Genomic DNA, 22,157 nt, shown 5'->3' with positions numbered 1-22,157 from the left:
GAAAAGCGCCCGCGGGCGCCCACTTGGCCCGTAACCGGAGGATTCCCACCATGCGTGCCGACAAGCTGACCACCCGATTCCAGGAAGCCCTGGGCGAGGCCCAGAGCCTGGCCCTGGCCCGCGACAACCCCTACATCGAGCCCGCCCATGTGCTGGCCGCCATGCTGGCCCAGGACGACGGCCCGCGCGCGCTGCTGCAGCGCGCCGGCGTCAATGTCCAGGGGCTCAAGACCGCGCTGGACGGCCTCATCGCCGGCCTGCCCCAGGTCAGCGGCTCGGGCCAGACGGTGCAGGCCGGGCGCGACCTCGTCAGCCTGCTGCAGGCGGCCGAGAAGGAGGCCGGCAAGCGCGGCGACCAGTTCATCGCCAGCGAGATGTTCCTGCTGGCGCTCAGCGACGCCAAGACCGACCTGGCCGGCGTCGTGCGCGGCCATGGCCTGACGCGCAAGTCGCTGGAGGGTGCCATCGAGGCCGTGCGCGGTGGCCAGAACGTCGACTCCGCCGATGCCGAAGGCCAGCGCGAGGCGCTGAAGAAGTACACCCTGGACCTGACCGAGCGCGCCCGCCTGGGCAAGCTGGACCCGGTCATCGGCCGCGACGAGGAGATCCGTCGTGCCATCCAGGTGCTGCAGCGCCGCAGCAAGAACAACCCCGTGCTGATCGGTGAGCCAGGGGTCGGCAAGACCGCCATCGTCGAAGGCCTGGCCCAGCGCATCATCAACGGCGAGGTGCCTGATTCCCTCAAGAACAAGCGCGTGCTGGTGCTGGACATGGCCCTGCTGCTGGCCGGCGCCAAATACCGCGGCGACTTCGAGGAGAGGCTCAAGGGCGTGCTCAAGGAAGTCAGCCAGGACGCCGGCCAGACCATCCTCTTCATCGACGAGATCCACACCATGGTGGGCGCCGGCAAGACGGAGGGCTCCATCGACGCCGGCAATATGCTCAAGCCCGCGCTGGCACGCGGCGAGCTGCACTGCATCGGCGCGACGACGCTCGACGAGTACCGCAAGTACGTCGAGAAGGACGCCGCGCTGGAGCGCCGCTTCCAGAAGGTGCTGGTCGACGAGCCCACGGTGGAGGCCACCATCGCCATCCTGCGCGGCCTGCAGGAAAAGTACGAGGTGCACCACGGCGTGGAGATCACCGACCCGGCCATCATTGCCGCGGCCGAGCTGAGCCACCGCTACATCACCGACCGCTTCCTGCCCGACAAGGCCATCGACCTGATCGACGAGGCGGCGGCCAAGATCAAGATCGAGATCGACTCCAAGCCCGAGGTCATGGACCGGCTGGACCGCCGCATGATCCAGCTCAAGATCGAGCGCGAGGCTGTGCGCCGCGAGAAGGACGAGGGCTCGCAGAAGCGTTTCGCGCTGATCGAGGAAGAGCTGCTGAAGCTGCAGCGCGAGTACAACGACCTGGAAGTGATCTGGACCGCCGAGAAGGCGCAGGCGCAGGGCTCGGCGCATGTGAAGGAAGAGATCGACCGCATCAAGCAGCAGATCGAGGAACTCAAGCGCAAGGGTGACTTCAACAAGCTGGCCGAGCTGCAGTACGACCGCCTGCCCAAGCTCGAGAAGCAACTGGGCGAGGCGCAGGACAAGGAAGCCGGCGCCCTTGCGGCCAACAAGCCGCGCCTGCTGCGCACGCTGGTCGGTGCCGAGGAGATCGCCGAGGTCGTCGCGCGCGCTACGGGCATCCCGGTCTCCAAGCTGATGCAGGGCGAGCGCGAGAAGCTGCTGCAGATGGAAAGCCGGCTGCACGAGCGCGTCATCGGGCAGGAGGAGGCCATCCAGGCCGTGTCCGACGCCATTCGCCGCTCACGCGCGGGCTTGAGCGACCCGAACCGGCCGCTGGGCTCATTCCTCTTCCTTGGCCCCACCGGCGTCGGCAAGACCGAGCTGTGCAAGGCGCTGGCCGGCTTCCTGTTCGACAGCGACGACCACATGGTGCGCATCGACATGAGCGAGTTCATGGAGAAGCACTCGGTGTCGCGCCTGATCGGCGCGCCGCCGGGCTATGTCGGCTACGAGGAAGGCGGCACGCTGACGGAAGCCGTGCGCCGCAAGCCCTACTCCGTGCTGCTGCTCGACGAGGTCGAGAAGGCCCACCCCGACGTGTTCAACGTGCTACTCCAGGTGCTGGACGATGGCCGCCTGACCGACGGTCAGGGCCGCACGGTGGACTTCAAGAACACGGTCATCGTGATGACGTCCAACCTCGGCTCCCAGCACATCATGGCGCTTTCGGGCGAGAAGGACGAAGTCATCCGCGAGGCCGTGTGGGGCGAGGTCAAGGCGCACTTCCGGCCCGAGTTCCTGAACCGCATTGACGAGACCGTCATCTTCCACGCGCTGGGCGCCGGCCACATCAAGTCCATCGCGCGCATCCAGCTGCGCCTGCTGGAAGCGCGGCTGGAGAAGATGGAGATGAAGCTGGATATCAGCGAGGCGGCGCTGGACGAGTTGGCCAAGGTCGGCTTTGACCCGGTGTTCGGTGCGCGGCCGCTGAAGCGGGCCATCCAGCAGCGGGTGGAGAACCCGCTGTCACGGCTCATCCTGGAGGGCAAGTTCGGGCCCAAGGATGTGATCCCGGTCAATGTCGCCGGGGGTGAGTTCGATTTCGGGCGGGTGGTGCATTGAGCACGGCGGCCGCCTACAGGGTGGTCGGCGTGCCTTCCAGCGTCTTGTCCATCTCGACACGATTGCGGCCCGCTTCCTTGGCGCGATAGAGGGCCTCGTCGGCGCGCTTGAGGGCATCGGCCGTCGAGCCCGCCGGCGGGGCCAGCGCCACACCGAAGCTGGCCGTCACGCTGATGCGATGGCCCGCCACGCTGATCTCGCTCTGCGCGACGCGGTCGCACAGCTTCTCCGCCAGGCGCGTGGCCTCGCGGATGCGAGTGCCCTGGCCGGCGACCAGGAATTCCTCACCGCCCCATCGGCCGAATACATCGGAGGCCCGCAGGTTCGCGGCGACGACCGCAGCAACGCGCCGCAGCACTTCGTCGCCGCAGTCATGCCCGTAGCGGTCGTTGATGTGCTTGAAATGGTCGATGTCCAGCATGACCAGGGTCATGCCCCGCGCTGAATCCTCGAAATCTTCCAGCGCCTGCTCCAGGCCGCGTCGGTTGAGCACACCGGTCAGATCGTCGATGGTCGCAAGCCGGCGCAGCTTCTCCTGCTCCACGCGCAGCTGCCGGGTGCGGGCCGTCAGCGCATCGATTTCGCGCTGCTGACGCAGGTGGCTGCGCCGCAGCTGGGTCCAGCCGTTGAGCACCATCAGCACGGCTCCAAACATCCAGCCGCAAAGGACACCGAGGTAGACCTGGTCCCGGCTGACCCAGTGGCCCTTGAGGGTGACACGCCGCAGCTGGATCTCGTGCTCCTCCCCGGCCTGGACCACGGGCAGGTCAATGGACACCGCGGTCGCGTTTTCGAAGCCAGGCCGGTTGTATTCGCGCGCCAGGTTGTATTGGCCCACCCACCACTCGGGCACCGTCAGCTCACTCATCTCGAGTTGCACGGGGCGCTCGATGTCGCGCGGCCTCAGGTTGATGGAGTGAAAGCGCGAGCTGTTGTTGTCCTCCACCTTGGAGAAGCGCGGATCGAAATTGCGCAGGGCGACCCGCACGGCTGCCGAGGGCCCCTTGTACGTCAGGTCCAGCTCGATGCTGTCGAAACGGCTCAGGTCACGGCCACGGGTGGCGTCGGCGCCGGTCAGCACGTAGGTGAGGCCGCAACCGAGATAGTTGCCGGCGACCGTGCCGTAGTGGCAGCGCAAATGCGTGTCCTTGACGTTCACCCATTTCACGGCCGCGTTGGCTTGGTTGCCGTCGGAGGTGTTCAGGTAGGGACCGCTGGCGACGCCCGGAGCAGTCAGCTCCAAGGTTCGAGCGGGCAGGAACTCGACGCTGGCCACAGCTGCCAGCGTGAGCACGATGCCGGCGATGAGGAGGTTGGGGTTGCTGAGTTCGTAGCGCACAGGCAGGCATCTTTCTTTGCAAAGGGCACTCTATGCCTGGCGCGAGACGGTGCGTGTGGCATTCATCACGGCAGGGGGCACATCCAAGGACTCCAGGACCTCACCACAGCGAGTGGTGGTCCTCTGTCACGCCCAGCAGGCTGCGTACAGGCCGCACACGGGCCTGCGGCCCCGACTTGACGGTGCCGGTGAAGCTGCCGACCGGCTGCACGTAGCGGCTGGCGGCAAAGCCGAGGTTGCGGTTGGCTGCCCGCAGGCCCTCTGGCGTGAAGACAAGGTCGACCCGGCCGTCGTCGGTCGCGATATGCCAGGGCGACAGCGGCCGGTCAGCATCGAAGTCGAAGCGCGCGGCACCGACGGCGATGGCCTGGCCGTCCAGCCACAGCAAATTCTCCTGGTTGCCGAAATAGCCTTGCTGCAGGTTGAAGCCCACGTCGGGCCCGTGGGCGCTCGCCCAGCGCCAGGCGGTGGTGCGCGCCAGCAGGCCGCTGGAGGCGTCGACCGCGCCCCAGGCGCCGTCGAGCACAAAGCGCTGGCCATCGGCCTCGGCCCAGCCGCGCACGGGCAGGGCGCTGGTCTTCTGCGTCGCGTGCGCGATGCCGCCGTCAATCGGGCCGATGGCGAGCAGCGGCGGCGCCATGTCTTGCAGGCCGAGTTCTGCGTTCAGGCGCAGCGCCCGCGTGGCGACATGCAGGCGCAGCAGATCCGGCGCTTCATGGCGCAGCGACAGCCGCGCGCCCGGCCCGAGGAACCAGCTGTTGGCACCGGCCAGCGGCGCCTCTGCCACGCCGGCCTGCAGGCCCGGCAGGCCGTCCTGGCTCCAGTCCGCCAGCAGCCTGCGGCGGCGGCGGTCGAACAGGTAGGCGAAGGCGCTGCAGGCCCAGCCGACATCGACGATGGCCACGCCGATGAAGAGCTGCGCGTCGCCCAGCCCCACGTAGTGCCAGCGCTTGTGGTGCAACCGGCGCCACAGCCACGACGGGCGCGGCTGCAGGCCTGACCACTCGATGCGGGCGATGCGGCCAGCGTAGCGACCGTGGGCCGGTGCGCCGTTGACGAGGACGGATGCAGGTGCCGGGTTCATCGCGAATGCTGCCTGCGCCACTGCAGCGGCGCCTGGCCGGTCCATTGCCGGAAGGCGCGCGTGAAAGCGCTTTGTTCGGAATAGCCCAGCAGCAGCGCCACCTCGGCGAGTTCGACGTTTGCGTCGCGCAGATAGGCCTCGGCCAACTGCTGGCGGGTCTGCGACAGCAGGGCCTGGAAGCTTTGCCCCTGATCGGCCAGGCGCCGCTGCAGGCTGCGCGGGCTCATCTGCAGGCTGCGGGCCAGGTCGGGCAGTTGGGTGCGACCCGCGCGGATCAGGCCGACCAGGGCCTGGCGCCAGATGCCGACCGGCTCGCTGACGGCGGCCACCTCCTGCAGCAGCGCTTCAGCCTGCGCGTCGAGCAGGGCCAGCAGCGCAGCATCGGCACCTTGCAAGGGCAGGTCCAGGTCTTGCGCGCGCAGCATCACGCGCGTGCTGGGCTGGCCGAAGCGCACCGTGCCGCCGAAGAAGTCTGCATAGGGCCGCACGTCGGCCGGGCGCGGGTTGACGAAATCGACGGCCAGGGCACGCAGCGGCTTGCCCGTGAGCGCGCGCGTCAGCTGCACCAGCGCCGCGATGGCCGTCTCGTCCACCAGCGCGCCGGGCCGGCCGCGTTCCACGCCCCACTCGATGCAGAGGCCCTCGGCGCAGGGGCGCACCTGGGCGATGTTCACGTCATAGACCGAGCGGTGGTAGCGCTCCAGCCGCTGCAGCGCCTCGCCCAGCGTGCCGCAGGCCAGGGCCGCAAAGCCGACCACGCCGAAGTGGCGCGGCGCGATGCCGCGCGCCAGGCGCAGCGCAAAGGTGGATTTGGGGCCGGGGTCCAGGTCGCGTGCATGTTCCAGCAGCGCCTGCCAGCGCCGCAGCGCGACAAAGGCCGCGGTCGGCGCAGGCGGCTCGCCCAGTGCCTGCGCGCAGCCCAGCGCGGCCATGTGCTCGAAGAGCAACTGGACATAGCTGGCGGCGACGCGGGTGTCATCCATGGGGCGCCGATGATGCCGCCGCCGCCCGGCCGCACTGCTGGGTGATGACCCGGAGCTTGTCGCGATCCGTCAAAAACTCGGGTTTTGCCGTCAAGATGCCGCGCCGTTTTCGCAGCAACATCACGGCCATGGACTGGCTGCTCGACCTCTACCACCAGCACGGCGACTGGCGCGACCTGACGCTGGTGCTGCTGTCGCCGCTCTTCGGCGTCTTCATCGCGATGGAGGCCTGGCGTTTTCGCAAGACCGGCGTCTTCGACTTCCGCGACAGCTTCGACAGCCTGAACAGCGGCGGCAGCTACCTGGTGGCCGACCTGCTGCTGCTCGTCGTACTGGTGTTGCCGGCCATGGGCTGGGTCTACGACCACCGCCTGTTCACCATCGACGTCACCGTCTGGCGCTTCGTCGGCCTGTTCCTGCTCGTCGAGTTCCTCTACTACTGGTTTCACCGCGGCAGCCACCGCATCCGCTGGTTCTGGTGCGCCCATGTCGTGCACCACGGCTCCGAGAAGATGAACTTCGGCACGGCGCTGCGCCAGAGCTGGTTCTACGCAGTTGCCGGCAACTGGCTGTTCTACCTGCCGGCCGTGTGGCTGGGCTTCGAGCCGCGCTGGGTGCTGTTTGCGCTGTCGCTGAACCTGGGCTACCAGTTCTTCGTGCACACGACGTGGGTCGACAAGATGCCGGCGTGGTTCGAGTTCATCTTCAACACGCCGTCGCACCACCGCGCCCACCACGGCCGCAACCCGCAGTACATCGACAAGAACTTCGGCGGCATGCTCATCGTCTTCGACCGGCTGTTCGGCACGTTTGAGCCCGAACGCGAGCCGGTCGACTACGGCCTGGAGCATCCGTTCCCCACGCACAACCTGTTCTGGTTGAACGCGCATGAATGGCGGGCGATGTTCCACGACATGCGCCATGAAACCACCTGGGGCATGCGGCTGGCCCACCTGTGGAAGCCGCCGGAGTGGCGGCGGCACTGGAACCAGCGCCCTTCCTAGCCTGCTCGTGCGGGGCAGTTGGTGCGCTGCAGTCGCTGTAGCGCCTCGGCATCCGGCGCCTTGTCGGCCTTCAGCTGGAAGCCTGAAGTTGGGCTCGTTGCGCCACCTCGGCCTGCGCGCGCCGATAGCCGTCGGCGCTGCCGTAGCGCTCGCACAGCTCGGCCGCGCTGAAGTCGCGGTGGTAGCCGGCAAAGCCGCAGACGCCGGCGGGTTGGTTGTCGCTGGCGTTGGCGGACACCGGCCCGTCATAGTCCAGCAGCCGCACGCCCCCGTTCACGCGACCGGCGTGGTGGCGTACCAGTTGCCCGTCGGCGCTGCGTTGCAGCCGCGGCGCGGTCGGCGCGGCCTTGCCAGCGCCCACCCAGCTGCGCAGATGCTCTAAGGCGGCGGCCAGTACCTGGTCGGTGGGGATTCGGCTGAAGGTGGTTTGCTTTTCGCAGCGCTGGGCGGCGACGAAGTCGGTCAGCGGCTGCACCCGGCCTTGCGGGCTGCGCAGCAGGCCGTCGCGCCGGACGGGCGGGTCGAGGTAGCGCACATCGCGCAGGCTGATGTGCGAACTTCCCGCTACCGCGTACCACCGCAGCCAGGTCGAGTCCGCCGGCGGTGCGAACGTGAGCCGCGCGGGACCGCCCGGTTACGCGCCGGGCCGCGTGGCATCGATCTGGTCAGGGCTGCAGGTGCCTGGCCAGAAAGGCGGCCATGCGCTCTGCAAAATCCACCCGGTTCTTGACGACGCCAAAGCCGTGGCCTTCGCCGGTATAGGTCACCCAGGCCGGGTCGTTGCCGGCCGCGCGCAGCGCCTCGCGCATGCGCTTGCCGTGGGCCAGCGGCACACGCCGGTCTTCTTCGCCGAAGGCCAGCAGCACCGGCGCCTTGATGCGGGCGGCCTGCTGGACGGGGGAATGGGCGGCCAGCATGGCGGCGTCCTTCTCGGGGTCGCCGACCAGGTCGCGCAGCTGGAACTGGCGACCCCATTCGGGGATGTCATCGCGCACCCACCACGAACCGGACAGGTAGAGGTCGATGTCCGTCACCGCCATCCAGGCCACGCCGCAGCGATAGAGATCGGGGTCCTTGATCAAGCCCATCAAGGTGCTGTAGCCACCGTAGCTGGCGCCGGCGATGCAAGCCTTGTCGCTGGCGATGCCTTCCTTCTGCGCCCAGCGCAGCGCGTCGGCCACATCGTCCTGCATGGCCTGGCCCCATTGCTTGAAGCCGGCCTTGAAATGCGCCCAGCCATAGCCCGCGCTGCCGCGGAACTCGGGCTCGATGACCACATAGCCGCGCGAGGCAAGGAACTGCGCCTGCGCATGCCAGCCCCAGACGTTGCCGCGCACCCAGGGCCCGCCGTGAACGAGCACGACGGCCGGCAGCGGGCCGGCCGCATCCGCCTTCCTCGTGATCCATACAGGCAGGTCGCGGCCGTCGCGGGCCTTGATGCGCTGAAGGTCCATCGGCGCCATCTCGGCCGGCTTGATCTCGTTGCGCACGCGGCCCACGGGGCGCCACTTCGGCTCGCCTTGCGGCGGCTGGGCCTGGTAGAGCCAGAACTGGCCGGGCTCGCGGTCGCTGTAGCTGCGCACCAGCGCGACGACGTCCGGCTGGCCGCAGCGGCGGCAGCTGATGCTGTTGATGCGGCCGGGCATGCGCTCATCAGCTTCCTGCTGCAGGGCCCGCATGGCGGCGTTCTGCCAGACGGTGGATTCGGCGTCGGTGATGACTCGCACGCCCAATGCACTGCCGGCGGCGTCGTTCAGCACACGGCCGGCGAAATCGAAGCCCGGCGCAATGACCAGGGGCTTCTCCGTGGGTGCACGGCGCTCGAAGTCGTAAAGGCTCAGCACGGACTCGCCGGCCGGCCCGGACGCGCGCGTCACATACAACTGCCCGGCATCGTCCACCGCGTTGACGTTGAAGGGCGGGTTCAGCAGGTCGCTCTCGTAAAGAGGCTGCCAGTCCTGCCGGCCGGGGCCCCGCCATAGCGCGCCCTGGCGCCCGGCGCGGCGCGTCAGAGCGACGCGCAGTTCGCCGCGGCGATCGGTCACCCAGCCCACGGCATCGGCCGGCAGGGACGTGCCCACGGCGCGCGTGCGGCCGTTGCGGGTGTTCAGCCACAGCGGCGTCTGCAGCCGGCGCTCGTCGGGCGTGACCTCCACCACCAGCACTTCCTCGTTGGTGGTTCCCGGTTGAGGGCGGGGCACCGTCAGCAGCAGGTGGTTCCAATCCAGCGCCTGCTCGTTGCGCATGTTGCCGTCGGTGATGAAGGGCTGGCCCCGGCGGCGCACCAGCTGACGCAGCTGGCTGCCATCGGCGTTGACACCGAAAAGGCCCGGTGCGCCATCGGGGCGGCCGCTGCCTTCCGAGAGGTCGACGGCGCTGAAGACCAGGCGTTCGTCGTTGACCCAATCAGTCCGCCAGACGTCGACGTCCGTGAACTGGGCGGTGCGCGCCCCCTTGCCGCCGGGGGCCAGGTCCATGACGGCCAGGCCGATGCGCTTGCTGCCGAAGAAGCCGCGCAACGCCAGCTTGCGGCCCGAGGGCGACAGCGTCGCTTCCACGATGTCCGGGTCCTTGAAGAAGACCTCGGCCGGCGGCGGTGCGGCCTGGGCCAGGCCCACGCAAAGCAAAAGGCCGGCCACGGCGCCGGCCCAGCGGTTCACTGTCTGCAAGATCTCTCCCAGTGCTGCTGCATCGATTGCGCCGCGCAGCATAGGGCCGCAGCGGCGTGGGCAGGTTGCAGAGCTTGGCAATCTTCACCGTCGCGGCGGGGCACCGCCCCTGCTGGACAATGTCCCGCCATGACTTCTGCTTCCACAGACGACGCTCCCGTCGTCATCATCGGCGCGGGCCTTGCCGGCCTGACCGTCGCCCTGCACCTGGCCGACACCGTGCCGGTCGTCGTGCTCGCCAAGCGCGAGCTGAACGAAGCGGCCACCGCCTGGGCTCAGGGCGGCATCGTCGGCGTGCTCGGCAGCGACGACTCCATCGACAGCCATGTGCGCGACACCCAGGACGCCGGTGCCGGGCTCGTCGACGAGGCGGCCGCCCGCTTCATCGCCGAGCGGAGCGCAGCGGCCGTGGGCTGGCTGGTGGAGCAGGGCGTGCCCTTCACGCCTGACGACAGCGGCCCCATGGGCCTGCACCTGACGCGCGAAGGCGGCCATGCGGTACGCCGCATTGCCCACGCGGCCGATGCCACGGGCAAGGCCATCCACGATCAGTTGCTGGCCGTCGCGCGCAGGCACCCCAACATCAAGTTGTGCCAGCGCTGGATGGCGCTGGACCTGATCACCTCGCGCCATGTGCAGCGCGAAGACGTGGACAAGGGGGTGCCGCGCGTCTACGGCGTGTACGCGCTCGACATCGACTCCCAGCGTGTCGAGACCCTGCCGGCCCGCGCCGTTGTGCTGGCCACGGGCGGCGCCGGCAAGGTCTACCGCTACACGACCAACCCCGACACATCGACCGGTGACGGCATCGCGATGGCCTGGCGCGCGGGCTGCCGCGTGGCCAACATGGAGTTCATCCAGTTCCACCCGACCTGCCTCTACCACCCGCAGGAACGCAGCTTCCTCATCACCGAGGCGCTGCGTGGCGAGGGCGCCTACCTCAAGCTGCCTGAACATCTCGGCGGCACGCGCTTCATGGCCGCGCACGACGAGCGGCTGGAACTGGCGCCGCGCGACATCGTCGCCCGTGCCATCGACTTCGAGATGAAGAAGCACGGCCTGGACCATGTGTGGCTGGACGCGACTCATCTGGGCGAGGCCTTCCTGAAGGAGCATTTCCCGACCATCCACGCGCGCTGCCTCAAGCTTGGCATCGACATCGCGAAGCAGCCCATTCCCGTCGTGCCCGCCGTGCACTTCACCTGCGGTGGCGCCGTGACCGACCTGATGGGGCGCTGCGACCTGCCGGGCCTGTATGCCGTGGGCGAGACCGGCTACACCGGCCTGCACGGGGCCAACCGCCTGGCCAGCAATTCGCTGCTGGAGTGCGTGGTGCTCGGCCAGACCTGCGCCGCCGACATCCTGGCCCATCCGCTTCCCGACGGCGCGCCCATCCCGGCCTGGGACGAGAGCCAGGTCGAGAACGCCGACGAGCAGGTCGTCATCGCCCACAACTGGGACGAGCTGCGCCTGCTGATGTGGAACTATGTCGGTATCGTGCGCACCACCAAGCGCCTGGAGCGGGCCCTGCACCGCATCAAGCTGCTGCGCGGCGAGATCGACGACTACTACGGCAGCTTCCGCGTCACGCGCGACCTGCTGGAGTTGCGCAACCTCGTCGAATGCGCGGAGCTGATCGTGAGGTCTGCCCTGATGCGCCACGAGAGCCGCGGCCTGCACTTCAGCCGCGACTACCCGCAGACGCTGCCGGTGAGTTTCCCGACGGTATTGATCAGCAAGAAGCGTCGACGCTGAGCCCCGGCGCAGGCCCTACTTGCGCGACCGCAGTGCCGTGCGTGCCTGCACGAAATTGAAGGCATAGCCCACGGCCTCGACGATGGCGTTGTCGATCTCCAGGCGTTCGTGCTCGGTGAGGTAGAAGCTGAAGTCCACCTCGTGGCGGATGTAGCGCGGCGGCAGGCGGTTCAGGGCCACGCAGCAGACGTCGCAGAGCAGGTCGTTGCTGGCAGCGATCTCCGGGTAGTCCTTGGACGCGTCCATGACCGCGCCGAAGACCTCGCGCTCGTGGTGGTTGTAGAGGGAGCTGAAGTCGGCGTTCATGGCGGGCCTCGTCGAAGGGCGGTTGCGCTGCCGGAGTTATAGCGCCATCAGGCGGCACCGATGCCGGGGGTCATCCCGCCGGCGGCAGTCTTTCTCGCCGCGACGAAATCCAGCATGCGCGTGATGCAGCCCTGCGCCTTGACGCGAATGGCCTCGTCGACATGGATCTCGGGTGTGCCGCTTTCCAGGCAGTCGACCAGGTTGGCCAGGCCATTCATCGCCATCCACGGGCAATGGGCGCAGCTCTTGCACGTCGCGCTGCTGCCGGCGGTGGGCGCCTCGATCAGCGTCTTGCCCGGCGCGAGCTGGCGCATGCGGTGCAGGATGCCGTTGTCGGTGGCGACGATGTATTCCTGGGCCGCGCCCTCGACGACGGCCTTGATCAGCGCCGAGGTCGAGCCGACGACATCGGCCAGCTCGACGACGCTCTTGGGCGACTCGGGGTGTACCAGGATCATGGCGCCGGGGTGCTCCTTGCGCAGCAGGTCCAGCTCCAGCCCCTTGAACTCGTCGTGCACGATGCACGCGCCGTTCCACATCAGCATGTCCGCACCGGTCTGCTCCTGGATGTAGCGCCCCAGATGCCGGTCGGGCGCCCAGAGGATCTTCTGGCCCCGGGCATGCAGGTCGGACACGATCTCCAGCGCACAGGAGCTGGTCACCATCCAGTCGGCGCGTGCCTTCACGGCAGCGCTGGTGTTGGCGTAGACCACCACCTGGCGGTCCGGGTGGGCGTCGCAGAAGGCCGCGAAGTCGTCCGCCGGGCAGCCGAGGTCCAGCGAGCAGGTGGCCTCCAGATCGGGCATCAGCACGCGCTTTTCGGGGCTCAAGATCTTGGCCGTCTCGCCCATGAAGCGCACCCCGGCCACCACCAGTGTTTGCGCGCCATGGTCACGGCCGAAGCGCGCCATTTCCAGCGAGTCGGCAACGACGCCGCCGGTGGCCAGGGCCAGGTCTTGCAGGGCGCCGTCCACGTAGTAGTGGGCGACGAGCACGGCGTTGTGCTTTTGCAGCAGGGCCGCGGCGCGCTCCGCCAGCCTGTTGCGCTCGGTCGGCGTCAGCACCGCGGGCGTCTTGGCCCAGGCGAAAGCGGTGGAGCAGGCGCCGGCGGCGTCCTGCTTGGTGTAGTCAAAAACGATTTGGGACATGGTGGCAACGGGCAGACAAGCCGCGATTGGCCGCGGTTGGCGGCCTCAAGTGTCGCGCAGAGCTGGTCCCCCTGTTCAGGGCAGGCGCATCACGTCGCGTTCGCTGACCTGCATCGTGCGGCTCGGTTCGTTGCCTCGCCGGTAGGTCACGATCAGCGCCTTGCGCTTGCCAGGCAGGGGGTCCGAGCCGAAGAGCTCGTTGCGCACCTCGACCTCCAGGTGCTCGCCGCGCACCCGGGCACGCACCTCCTGGGTCACGTCCACCCAGCGGCCCTCGCCGCCGTAGCGCGCCTGGTCGATGACAAGGCGGCCCGCGCCGTCGGGCCGCGTCGGGCCCTGATCACCGCGCCGGCCCCAGTCGCCGCGACCCCAGCCGACGAACTGGCTGCCGTCCACCGTCTGGCCCTCGCGGTAGTCGAAGTTGCGTTGCCTGCCGGCGCGGTCGCGGGTGACGATGCGCAGCCGCTTGGTGCGGCCCGGGTCGGGGTCGATGCCACGGAAGATGTCGTTGGTCAGGCGGAAGCGCACATCGCGCCGCGCCAGACCGCGCAGCCGGTCCGTCACGTCCACCTCGCGCCGTCCCGTGCCGTAGGTGGCGTGCAGGATCGTGAACTCGCCGCTGTCCCGGTCTTGACCGCGGCGCCCATCCCGCCCATCGCGGTCGTGACCCTGCCAGCCGCGGCGGCCGTCCGGGTCGCCCCAGTTGCCGCCGCCCCAGCCGACGAATTGCGCGCCCTCGATCCAGTCGCGCTCGCGGAAGTCGAGGTGGCGCTCCTGGCCTTGGCGGTCGCGCACATACAGGCGCAGCGTCTTCTGCCGGCCGGGCTCGGGGTCGACGCCGAAGAGATCGTTGGTCAGCTGGAAGCGTCGATCCTGGCGCGCCAGATCGCGCAGCCGCCGCGTCACGTCGACATGGTTGTTCTCGGTGCCGTAGTGGGCTTGCAGGATGGTGAGTTCGCCGCTGTCGTCGTGCTGCGCCCAGGCCGGCCGAGCCAGCAGTGCGACCAGCAGGGCACTGCCTGCGCCCAGGGCCAGTTGACGTCTTTGCATGGCGATCTCCTTATTGGTTGGCGGTTGAGCCGCGCTGCCCTCGCGGCAGGCGCGGCCACCGGTTCAACGCGCTGCGACTTCCGGCCGAGGACCGCCCCGGCGCGTGGACGTAAGGGAGCGTAAGTGCGGAGCGCCGGGCGCAGCGCCGGCGCCCCTCAAGCCGCTGCAAAGAAGCGGCTCGGCGGCATGCCCACGGTGCGCGTGACCATGGCGGTGAAGGCGCTGGCGCTGGCATAGCCCAGCTCGGCCGCGATATGGCTCATGGGCCGGCCGCGCGCCGCAAGCGTCAAGGCATGGGCCAGCAGCACCTGCGAACGCCATTGCGCAAAGCTGGTACCCAGTTGCTCGCGGAACAGCCGGCTCAGCGTGCGCGGGCTGGCGCCGGCCTCCAGCGCCCATTCCTCCAGGCCGGCATGGCGGCCGGGCTCGCGCAGCATGGCCTCGCACAGGCGGCGCAGGCGCGTGTCCTGCGGCAGGGCCACGCCCAGCGCCAGGGGGCGGGCGCGCCTGAGCTCGGCCAGCACGAGGCGCTCGATGCCCTGCCGGCGCTCAGATTCGTCCGGCGTCTCCGCAGGCTGCGGGTCCGGCTCACCGGGCAGCGCCGCCACCAGCTCGCGCAGCAAGGGAGATACCTCCAGCACGCGCCCGGCCTGCCACGCAGCGCCCGGCAGCAGTTCCGCGCCAAGGTAGACGGTGCGCAGGTCGCAGCGCTCGATGGCCGTCACGGCATGGACGATGCCGGGCGGGATCCATACCGCGCGTGACGGCGGCACGATGTAGGTGGCCGTCTGAATGCCTTCCGTGCTCACGCGCACGGCGCCGGTCATCGAGAAGACCAGCTGCGCCCAGTCGTGGCGGTGTGGCTGGATGTCGGTCAGATGCTCCAGCCGGCGCGCCTTGGCCCGCAGCGGGCGCTCCGGCGTTGGCGCATAACGCGCGGGTGACAGGGCGGGGATGCTGGTGCGGCTGGCCATTGCTGGATTTCAACAGAACTTGACGAACCATCGCAACCGAGCCGAGGGGGCCGTCCCTAGAGTGCCGTCCATGGACACCGCACTCCCGTTCGACGCCGGCCGCCAGCGCCGCAGCGACATCACGACGATCTCGACCATTGGCGTCGCGCACGGCACGTCGCACTTCTTCCACATGCTGCTGCCGCCGCTGTTCCCGGCCTTCATCCAGGCGTTCGGGCTGAGCTATTCCGAGCTCGGCCTGCTGGTCACGACCTTCTTCGTCATCTCGGGTGCCGGCCAGGCGCTGGCGGGCTTCCTCGTCGATCGCATCGGTGCGCGGCCCGTGCTGTTCGTGGCGATGGTCTGCTTCTTCCTCGCCTCCGTCGCGGCCGGTCTGGCGCAGGGCTTTGGCGGCCTGATGCTCGCGGCGGCGCTTGCCGGCGTCGGCAACGCGCCTTTCCACCCGGCCGACTTCACCATCCTGAACAAGCGCGTGTCGCAGCCCCGCCTGGGCCATGCGTTCTCGGTGCACGGCATCAGCGGCAACCTGGGCTGGGCGCTGGCGCCGGTGTTCTCCATCGGCATTGCGCAAGCCACGGGCAACTGGCGCTTGGCCTATGTCGGCACCGCACTGGTCGCGCTGGCCGTCATGGCCCTGCTGTTCTGGCAGCGCTCGGCCATCGACGACCGCGCGGGCTCCTGGGGCCATGACAAGGCCGCCGCAGGCGTCAAGCCCGAGCATCCAATGGCCTTCCTGAAGCTGCCGTCGGTGTGGCTGTGCTTCTCCTTCTTCTTTTGGACAACGGCGGCGCTGTCAGCCATCCAGAGCTTTGCCAGCCCAGCGCTTCACGCGATCTATGCCCTGCCGCTGGCGCTGACGGCCTATGTCGTCACCGGCTACATGCTGGCGGGCGCGGCCGGCATGGTCTGCGGCGGCTTCCTGGTCGCCAGGGCCGAGCGGCTGGAGCGGACGATTGCCTATGCCATGGCCTTTGCAGCGGCACTGCTGCTGCTGGTGGCCAGCGGATGGCTGCCCGGCGGGCTGGCGGCCGTCGTCGCCGCGCTGGCCGGCTTCGGCACCGGTCTGGCCGGGCCGTCGCGCGACATGCTGATCAAGCGTGCCTCGCCACCGGGGGCGACCGGGCGGGTCTATGGCACGGTCTACTCCGGCCTGGACATCGGCTTTGCGATTGCCGCCCCGGTGTTTGGCGCCATCCTCGACCACGGCATGCCGCGCGGCGTGTTCGCCGGCTCGGCCGCGGCGCTGATGCTGGGTATTGCGTCGGCCGGATTGGTGGGGCTGGGCCTCAGCCGCCGGGCGGCGGCCGCCGTGCCGGCCTGAGGGCGGGCGCGGCCGGCTCGTTGAGGGTCGGCCGCGCCGGCGGCGGCTTGGGCCGCCCGTACCATGCGTGACATCGCCCGCCCCGGGTTGAACCGTCGCGTCATGAAATTCAAGAACTTCGTCACCTCGCCGCGTCTCGAGAACAACGCCTTCCTGGCGCTGATGATCACGGTCAGCCTGGCCTTCGCCTGGATCCTGCAGCCCTTCTTCGGCGCCGTGTTCTGGGGTGCGGTGATCGCCATCATCTTCATGCCGGTCCATGCCTGGCTGCTGCGCAGGTGGAAGCAGCGGCGCACGCTGGCGGCCCTGGTCACGCTGTTGCTCATCGTGTTGATCGTCGTGCTGCCGCTGAGCCTGTTGACCGGCATGCTGGTCAAGGAAGGCGCGGCGCTCTACCAGCGCCTGCAGTCGGGCGAGACCGACTTTGCACGCTATTTCCAGCAGGTCGTCGCGGTGCTGCCGACCGGGCTGCACGACCTGCTGGAGCACTTCGGGCTGACGGATTTCAAGGAACTTCAAGCCCGCATCACCGAGGCCATCGGACGTGGCAGCCAGGCGATTGCGAGCCAGGTCTACAGCGTCGGGCAGAACGCGTTGGACCTCGTCGTCAGCTTCTTCGTGATGCTCTACCTGGCCTTCTTCCTGCTGCGCGACGGCATGGGCCTGAGCCGGCGCCTGCGTGTTGCCGTACCGCTCGATCCTGAACATCGCCACCACCTGTCGGCCAAGTTCATCACCGTCATCCGGGCCACCGTCAAAGGCAATGTGCTGGTTGCTGCCACGCAGGGCGCCCTGGGCGGCATGGCGTTCTGGTACCTGGGCATCCAGGGTGCGCTGCTGTGGGCGGTGATCATGGGCTTCCTGTCGCTGTTGCCGGCCATTGGCGCGGCGCTGATCTGGCTGCCGGTGGCCATCTATTTTTTGGTCACGGGGGCCACCTGGCAGGGCGTGGCGCTGATCGCCTATGGCGTGCTCGTCATCGGCCTGGTGGACAACGTGTTGCGCCCCATCCTGGTCGGCAAGGACACCAAGATGCCCGACTACCTGGTGCTGATTTCGACCATCGGCGGCATGGCCATCTTCGGCATCAACGGCTTCGTCATCGGTCCGGTGATCGCGGCGATGTTCATGGCCGTGTGGGATTTGTTCGCCACCGCACGTGAAGAGGCGCTGGCCGAGCAGGTAGCGCCCGACGCCGGCAAGGCTGAGCCCCCGGCGCCCTAGCGCCGGCGCAACGGCGCTGGCGCACCGCGCTGCGGGTGCGCATACTGCGCCGTCCCCAAGACAGGAGCGGCTCATGGGCAAACCCGATGACTGGTACCAGTTGCTGGCCGAACTGGAGGCGCGTGCCAACGAGCACAAGCATGGCAGCGACGAGGAGGAGCGGCTCAAGCTTTCGCCCGACCATGTGCGGCTGCTGGGCCATTTCTGGCGGCCGGACGTGCAGAAGGTCCGTCGCGACGGCCTGCCGTTCGAGGTGCTGGCCTTCTTCGAGGCTGAGCGTCACCCACCGGGAGCCGCGGCCGAGCGGCAGGCGCAGGTGCAGGTCTGGGTGGCGCAGCTGATGGCGAAGGACTACCTGGCCGTCAAGGCAGACAGGCTGGTGCCAACCCAGGACGCGCTCGACTGGCTGTCGCGGCGGCACCCCAGCTGGCAGCAGCGGTGGGAGAAATCGCTCGTCGCCGTACCGCCTGCGCTGCAGGTGCTGGGCGCGCTGACCGGGCTGGCGGCGTCGATCTACACGCTCTGGCAATGGCTGAAGGCGCCTTAGCGTCTGCAGCCGCGGTCGACGAGCAGCGCCACAGACAGGCGAGTGTCCGGGCGAGGGGGTTCCGCAAGGTTTCCCCACATGCGCGGCCGCCTCGCGGCGCGGGCCGCCGGATAAAGTCTCAACATGACTAGACAAGCTACCACCCCCAGCCTCGCCGGCCACAAGCTGGTCGAGGCGTTGATCGCGCAAGGCGTGGACACAGCCTTCGGCGTGCCCGGCGAATCCTTCCTCGCCGTGCTCGACGGCTTCCACGAGTACGCCGACCGGATCCGCTTCATTGCCTGCCGCCAGGAGGGCGGCGCGGCCTTCATGGCCGTGGCGCAAGGCAAGCTGACCGGCCGCCCCGGCATCTGCTTCGTCACGCGCGGGCCGGGTGCTACGAATGCCAGCATCGGCCTGCATACGGCCTTCCAGGACAGCACGCCGATGATCCTCTTCATCGGCCAGGTCGCCAGCGACCAGCGCGACCGCGAGGCCTTCCAGGAGGTCGACTACCGCCAGATGTTCGGCCCCGGCACGCTGGGCATGGCCAAGTGGGTGGGCGAGGTGCACGACCCCGAGCGGCTGCCCGAGTACGTGGCGCGCGCCTTCCACACCGCCATGCAGGGCCGGCCCGGCCCGGTCGTGCTGGTGTTGCCCGAGGACATGCTGACCCAGCCGATCACGGCGCCCGTCGTCGCACCCGCCCGGCCCGCCGAGGCGGCGCCGACGCCCGCCGCGCTGGCCGAATTGCGCGAGCGCCTGGCCGCCGCGAAGAAGCCGCTCGTCATCGCCGGCGGCGGCGGCTGGACGCCCGAGGCCACGACGGCGCTGCAGCGCTTTGCCGAAGCCTGGCAACTGCCCGTCGGCTGCGCCTTCCGCTTCCAGGACCTGTTCGACAACGCCCACCCGAACTACGCCGGCGACGTCGGCATCGGCATCAATCCCAAGCTCGCGGTCCGCGTGAAGGAGGCCGACCTCATCCTCGCCATCGGCCCACGCCTGGGCGAGATGACGACCGGCGGCTACACGCTGCTGCAGGCACCGCGCCCGGTGCAGCAGCTCATCCACATCCACGCCGGCGCCGAGGAGCTGGGCCGCGTCTACACGGGCGAGCTGCTGATCAACGCGAGCATGAGCCAGGCCGCGCTGGCGCTGGCCGAGCTGGCGCCGCCGGCCGATGTCGCCTGGCGCGACTGGACGGCCGCGGCCCATGCCGACTACCAGGCCAATCTCGTGCCCGCGCCGGTGGCGCCGCTGGACATGGCCGAGGTCATCCATCTCATCGACGCCAAGCTGCCCGAGGGCACCATCTTCACCAACGGCGCCGGCAACTACAGCGGCTGGCTGCATCGCTTCCACCGCTACACGGCCCTGCACCGCTTCGGCAAGACACAGCTCGCGCCGACCTCGGGCGCGATGGGCTATGGCGTGCCGGCGGCTGTGGCGGCCGCACTTCTACAGGACCGCTGGGTCGTCAACATCGCCGGCGACGGCGACTTCCTGATGACCGGCCAGGAACTGGCCACGGCCACCGGCTATGGCGCGAGGAAGCTGCTGGTGGTCGTCGTCGACAACGGCACCTACGGCACCATCCGCATGCACCAGGAGCGCGAGTACCCGGGCCGTGTGTCCGGCAGCGACCTGTTCAACCCCGACTTCGCGCAGCTCGCCGAGGCCTTCGGCTTTGCGGCCTTCAAGGCGGAGACGACCGAGCAGGTGGGCCCGGCGCTGGACGCCGCCATCGCGGCGGGCAAGCCAGCGCTGCTGCATCTGCGCCTGTCGTCGGACGTGAGCACCTCGCGCAGCACGCTGACCGCCATCCGCGAAGCGGCCCGGAAGGCCCCGCATGCTTGAGCTCCAGCTTCGCGGCGACTACATCGAGCTCGACAAGCTGCTCAAGGCCGTCGGCCTCGTCGAAAGCGGCGGCCGTGCGCGCGCGCTGATCGCCGCCGGCGAGGTCCGCGTGGACGGCCAGGTCGAGCTGCGCAAGACCGCCAAGATCCGCGCCGGCCAGGTCGTGGATTTCGACGCCCAGCAAGTCAGCGTGCTGCCGGCACAAGGCGGCGGCTGAGCGCCCCCGGCAGGCCCGGAGTGGCGTCGGTGACGCCTCCGGGTTCGCCCGGCCCCCTGAGTCGGTGCCATGAGGGATAGCCCGGCGTTGACCTGCGATCTCAAAAACGAAACACTGTTCCAACTGCGCGTTGAGCCGAAACCGTTGACCGGATACCGCCGGGTGGCCGGGGTTTCTTTCAGCCGACGCAGTGCGAGGCGCCTGCTGTGCCCGCTCCCATCTGAAGCCCAAGCGAGCCGGTGCCGCAAGGGCTGAAGCGCCATCTCGGCCTGCCGCCGATCCCCCGTCCCCTGCCATTGCTGAAGCGCTGCGCGCCTGACCCCTGACGGGTCGGGTGCCGGGGTAGGCCTGTGTCTGCCTGCTGCGACGCGTGGCCGCGGGGGCAGAACGCCCAACAAACACTAAGCGCGCGCTGTACGAGCGCGCCGGAGACATGCCATGACCTCGAGCAAGCCCAAACTGGGTCTGCTGGCTTCGTCCATCTCGCTCGGCCTGCTGGCCTGCGGTGGCGGCCAGGAAAGCCCTGCGAACTTCATGAGCGCTCAGCAGGCTACCGCTGGCCGGCTGGCCGCTGCGCCAAACGTCGAAGCCACCGCATCCAAGGCGCTAGCCGCCCGGCCGGCCAAGCCCGTCATGCCGCCGCCAGCGCCCGTCATCGATGCCGTGTCGCTGACCGACACCGGCGCGCCGCTGCTGTTCGACACCGGCAACCGCACCTATGCCGCGCCGACGACGATCAACGGCCTGCACAACCCGAACAACTACCGCGCCGCACCCAGGCTGCCGGGCTGGCAGTTCGCCACGGTCGATCCGACGAACGGCGTGCTCACTTTCGAGCGCGAGACCGCGCCCGACATCGGCTGGCACGGCCAGTCGCGCAAGGGCAGGGTGCTAGTCACCGGTGGCTCCGCGGCCGCGGCCAACCGCGTCTACACGGTGTTCAACAAGGAGCAGCTGCTGGCGGCGCTGCGCGAGGCCAAGAACGAGCCCAAGATCATCCGCATCGTCGGCCACATCGACTTCCGCTGGCGCGACAACAACACGGTGTTCGAGGAGTACACGGGCTTTCTGGACCAGAAGAACGGCGGCAGCTTCTCCATCCCGTCCAACACGACGCTGGTCGGCATCAACGACAGCAACGGCCGCCCGGCGCGCATCACCGGCACGCAGATCCTGATCGGCATCGAGGCCGCCACGACCACCGCCGGCGCCGAGGCCGATTTCAAGAAGTGGGTCGCCGACGGCAAGGACCCTGAGCTCTTCCCCACCTGGACGCGCAACATCATCCTGCGCAACCTCGCCATCGATACGCCCTGGGACGTCAACCCCGAGGACAGCGGCAACGCCTACATGGACGGCATCGCCATCACGCGCGGCCAGCAGATCTGGGTCGACCACGTGACCATCAGCGATGGCGACACGCCCGACTCGCTGGCCAGCGACACGCGGCACGACGGCTCGCTGGACATCATCCGCGGCAGCGACTACGTGACCGTGTCCAACAGCATCTTCACCAAACACCACAAGACCACGCTGGTCGGCAATGGCGACTCCGGCCGCGCCTGGAGCGACGCTGGCCGCCTGCACGTGACGATGACAGGCAACTGGTGGGACCACCCCTACAGCCGCCTGCCGCTGGTGCGCTTCGGCCAGCTGCACCTGTACAACAACCTCGTCACCGGCAGCACGACCACCAGCGACCCGGACAAGAAGTTCGCCTCCGGCCTGGACGCGCGCTATCAGTCCGACGTCATCAACGAAAACAACTTCTACGAGTTCACCGGCCTCAAGCCCAGGGAGGTCTGCGGCAAGCTGGCCGGTGGCAAGGACGCGATCTCGATGCGCAGCAGCGGCCACCGCTTCATCACCGACAAGGGTGACGACGGCAAGCCGATGGCCGGCGTCATCGACATCGAGCTGCAGGGCTGCGACGGCGTGCCCGTCAAGCAGAACTGGGTGCCGCCGTACGCCTACACGCTGCGCACGGCCGACGCCACGCGCGGCGCCGTGCAGGCGGGCGCCGGGGCGGGGCGCGTCGGCATGTTCGCGGTCCAGGGC

Annotated in this window: 17 protein-coding genes and 1 pseudogene; 9 read left to right on the top strand and 9 right to left on the bottom strand. The window is 69.1% G+C overall.

Annotation, left to right across the window (positions count from 1 at the left end; genetic code table 11):
* The first annotated feature begins 50 nt into the window (after positions 1 to 50).
* Positions 51 to 2,642 (top strand): ATP-dependent chaperone ClpB, encoded by a 2,592-nt coding sequence (gene clpB / locus ACT6S0_RS05410; RefSeq protein WP_444762870.1) that lies wholly within the window; start codon positions 51 to 53, stop codon positions 2,640 to 2,642.
* A gap of 13 nt (positions 2,643 to 2,655) precedes the next feature.
* On the opposite strand, the gene ACT6S0_RS05405 is transcribed toward clpB, so the two are convergent.
* The 3 genes from ACT6S0_RS05405 to ACT6S0_RS05395 all read right to left on the bottom strand — a co-directional run bounded on the left by ACT6S0_RS05405 (position 2,656) and on the right by ACT6S0_RS05395 (position 6,048).
* On the bottom strand, positions 2,656 to 3,981 hold the full coding sequence (locus ACT6S0_RS05405) for a GGDEF domain-containing protein (protein WP_444762869.1): 1,326 nt from the start codon (positions 3,979 to 3,981) through the stop codon (positions 2,656 to 2,658).
* Between the two features lie 100 nt (positions 3,982 to 4,081).
* Positions 4,082 to 5,065, bottom strand: a complete 984-nt coding sequence (locus ACT6S0_RS05400) for a DUF2804 domain-containing protein (RefSeq protein WP_444762868.1) — start codon at positions 5,063 to 5,065, stop codon at positions 4,082 to 4,084.
* A complete protein-coding gene (locus ACT6S0_RS05395) occupies positions 5,062 to 6,048 on the bottom strand; it encodes an AraC family transcriptional regulator (RefSeq protein ID WP_444762867.1) in 987 nt (328 codons plus the stop codon). The genes ACT6S0_RS05400 and ACT6S0_RS05395 overlap by 4 nt, the downstream gene beginning before the upstream one ends.
* Positions 6,049 to 6,143: 95 nt before the next feature.
* Here ACT6S0_RS05395 and ACT6S0_RS05390 point away from each other — a divergent pair, with 95 nt between their 5' ends.
* On the top strand, positions 6,144 to 7,052 hold the full coding sequence (locus ACT6S0_RS05390) for a sterol desaturase family protein (protein WP_444762866.1): 909 nt from the start codon (positions 6,144 to 6,146) through the stop codon (positions 7,050 to 7,052).
* Between the two features lie 70 nt (positions 7,053 to 7,122).
* Here ACT6S0_RS05390 and ACT6S0_RS05385 read toward each other — a convergent pair.
* Positions 7,123 to 7,644, bottom strand: a pseudogene (locus tag ACT6S0_RS05385) (alpha/beta hydrolase domain-containing protein); the annotation flags it as partial.
* Positions 7,645 to 7,717: 73 nt separating this feature from the next.
* The gene (locus ACT6S0_RS05380; RefSeq protein ID WP_444762913.1) at positions 7,718 to 9,712 is read right to left on the bottom strand and encodes a prolyl oligopeptidase family serine peptidase; all 1,995 of its coding nucleotides are present in this window, start codon (positions 9,710 to 9,712) and stop codon (positions 7,718 to 7,720) included.
* 138 nt (positions 9,713 to 9,850) lie between these two features.
* Here ACT6S0_RS05380 and nadB point away from each other — a divergent pair, with 138 nt between their 5' ends.
* On the top strand, positions 9,851 to 11,476 hold the full coding sequence (gene nadB / locus ACT6S0_RS05375) for an L-aspartate oxidase (RefSeq protein ID WP_444762865.1): 1,626 nt from the start codon (positions 9,851 to 9,853) through the stop codon (positions 11,474 to 11,476).
* A gap of 15 nt (positions 11,477 to 11,491) precedes the next feature.
* On the opposite strand, the gene ACT6S0_RS05370 is transcribed toward nadB, so the two are convergent.
* The 4 genes from ACT6S0_RS05370 to ACT6S0_RS05355 form a co-directional block, all read right to left on the bottom strand.
* Positions 11,492 to 11,782 carry a late competence development ComFB family protein gene (locus ACT6S0_RS05370; protein ID WP_444762864.1) on the bottom strand — a complete coding sequence of 97 codons (291 nt, stop codon included), beginning with the start codon at positions 11,780 to 11,782 and terminating at the stop codon, positions 11,492 to 11,494.
* Between the two features lie 47 nt (positions 11,783 to 11,829).
* Complete coding sequence (gene nadA / locus ACT6S0_RS05365; RefSeq protein WP_444762863.1) at positions 11,830 to 12,930, bottom strand: quinolinate synthase NadA; 1,101 nt, start codon at positions 12,928 to 12,930, stop codon at positions 11,830 to 11,832.
* A gap of 75 nt (positions 12,931 to 13,005) precedes the next feature.
* Positions 13,006 to 13,980, bottom strand: a complete 975-nt coding sequence (locus tag ACT6S0_RS05360; RefSeq protein ID WP_444762862.1) for a hypothetical protein — start codon at positions 13,978 to 13,980, stop codon at positions 13,006 to 13,008.
* Between the two features lie 155 nt (positions 13,981 to 14,135).
* Positions 14,136 to 14,954 carry an AraC family transcriptional regulator gene (locus ACT6S0_RS05355; RefSeq protein WP_444762861.1) on the bottom strand — a complete coding sequence of 273 codons (819 nt, stop codon included), beginning with the start codon at positions 14,952 to 14,954 and terminating at the stop codon, positions 14,136 to 14,138.
* A gap of 70 nt (positions 14,955 to 15,024) precedes the next feature.
* Here ACT6S0_RS05355 and ACT6S0_RS05350 point away from each other — a divergent pair, with 70 nt between their 5' ends.
* From ACT6S0_RS05350 to ACT6S0_RS05325, 6 genes are all read left to right on the top strand, one after another.
* Entirely contained in the window at positions 15,025 to 16,275 is a 1,251-nt protein-coding gene (locus ACT6S0_RS05350; protein WP_444762860.1) for an MFS transporter, read from the top strand.
* A gap of 102 nt (positions 16,276 to 16,377) precedes the next feature.
* Positions 16,378 to 17,499: an AI-2E family transporter gene (locus ACT6S0_RS05345; protein ID WP_444762859.1), complete on the top strand. Its 1,122-nt coding sequence runs from the start codon at positions 16,378 to 16,380 to the stop codon at positions 17,497 to 17,499.
* A gap of 73 nt (positions 17,500 to 17,572) precedes the next feature.
* On the top strand, positions 17,573 to 18,046 hold the full coding sequence (locus ACT6S0_RS05340; RefSeq protein WP_444762858.1) for a hypothetical protein: 474 nt from the start codon (positions 17,573 to 17,575) through the stop codon (positions 18,044 to 18,046).
* A gap of 123 nt (positions 18,047 to 18,169) precedes the next feature.
* Positions 18,170 to 19,882, top strand: a complete 1,713-nt coding sequence (locus ACT6S0_RS05335; RefSeq protein ID WP_444762857.1) for a thiamine pyrophosphate-binding protein — start codon at positions 18,170 to 18,172, stop codon at positions 19,880 to 19,882.
* Positions 19,875 to 20,099, top strand: a complete 225-nt coding sequence (locus ACT6S0_RS05330) for an RNA-binding S4 domain-containing protein (protein WP_444762856.1) — start codon at positions 19,875 to 19,877, stop codon at positions 20,097 to 20,099. Before ACT6S0_RS05335 ends, ACT6S0_RS05330 begins: the two co-directional genes overlap by 8 nt.
* 438 nt (positions 20,100 to 20,537) lie before the next feature.
* The coding region (locus ACT6S0_RS05325; protein ID WP_444762855.1) for a pectate lyase family protein at positions 20,538 to 22,157 on the top strand (1,620 nt) is incomplete at its 3' end.

This window comes from Roseateles sp., from assembly GCF_052436255.1.
GTDB lineage: Bacteria > Pseudomonadota > Gammaproteobacteria > Burkholderiales > Burkholderiaceae_C > Pelomonas.
This window is presented reverse-complemented; position numbering and strand designations above follow the sequence as displayed.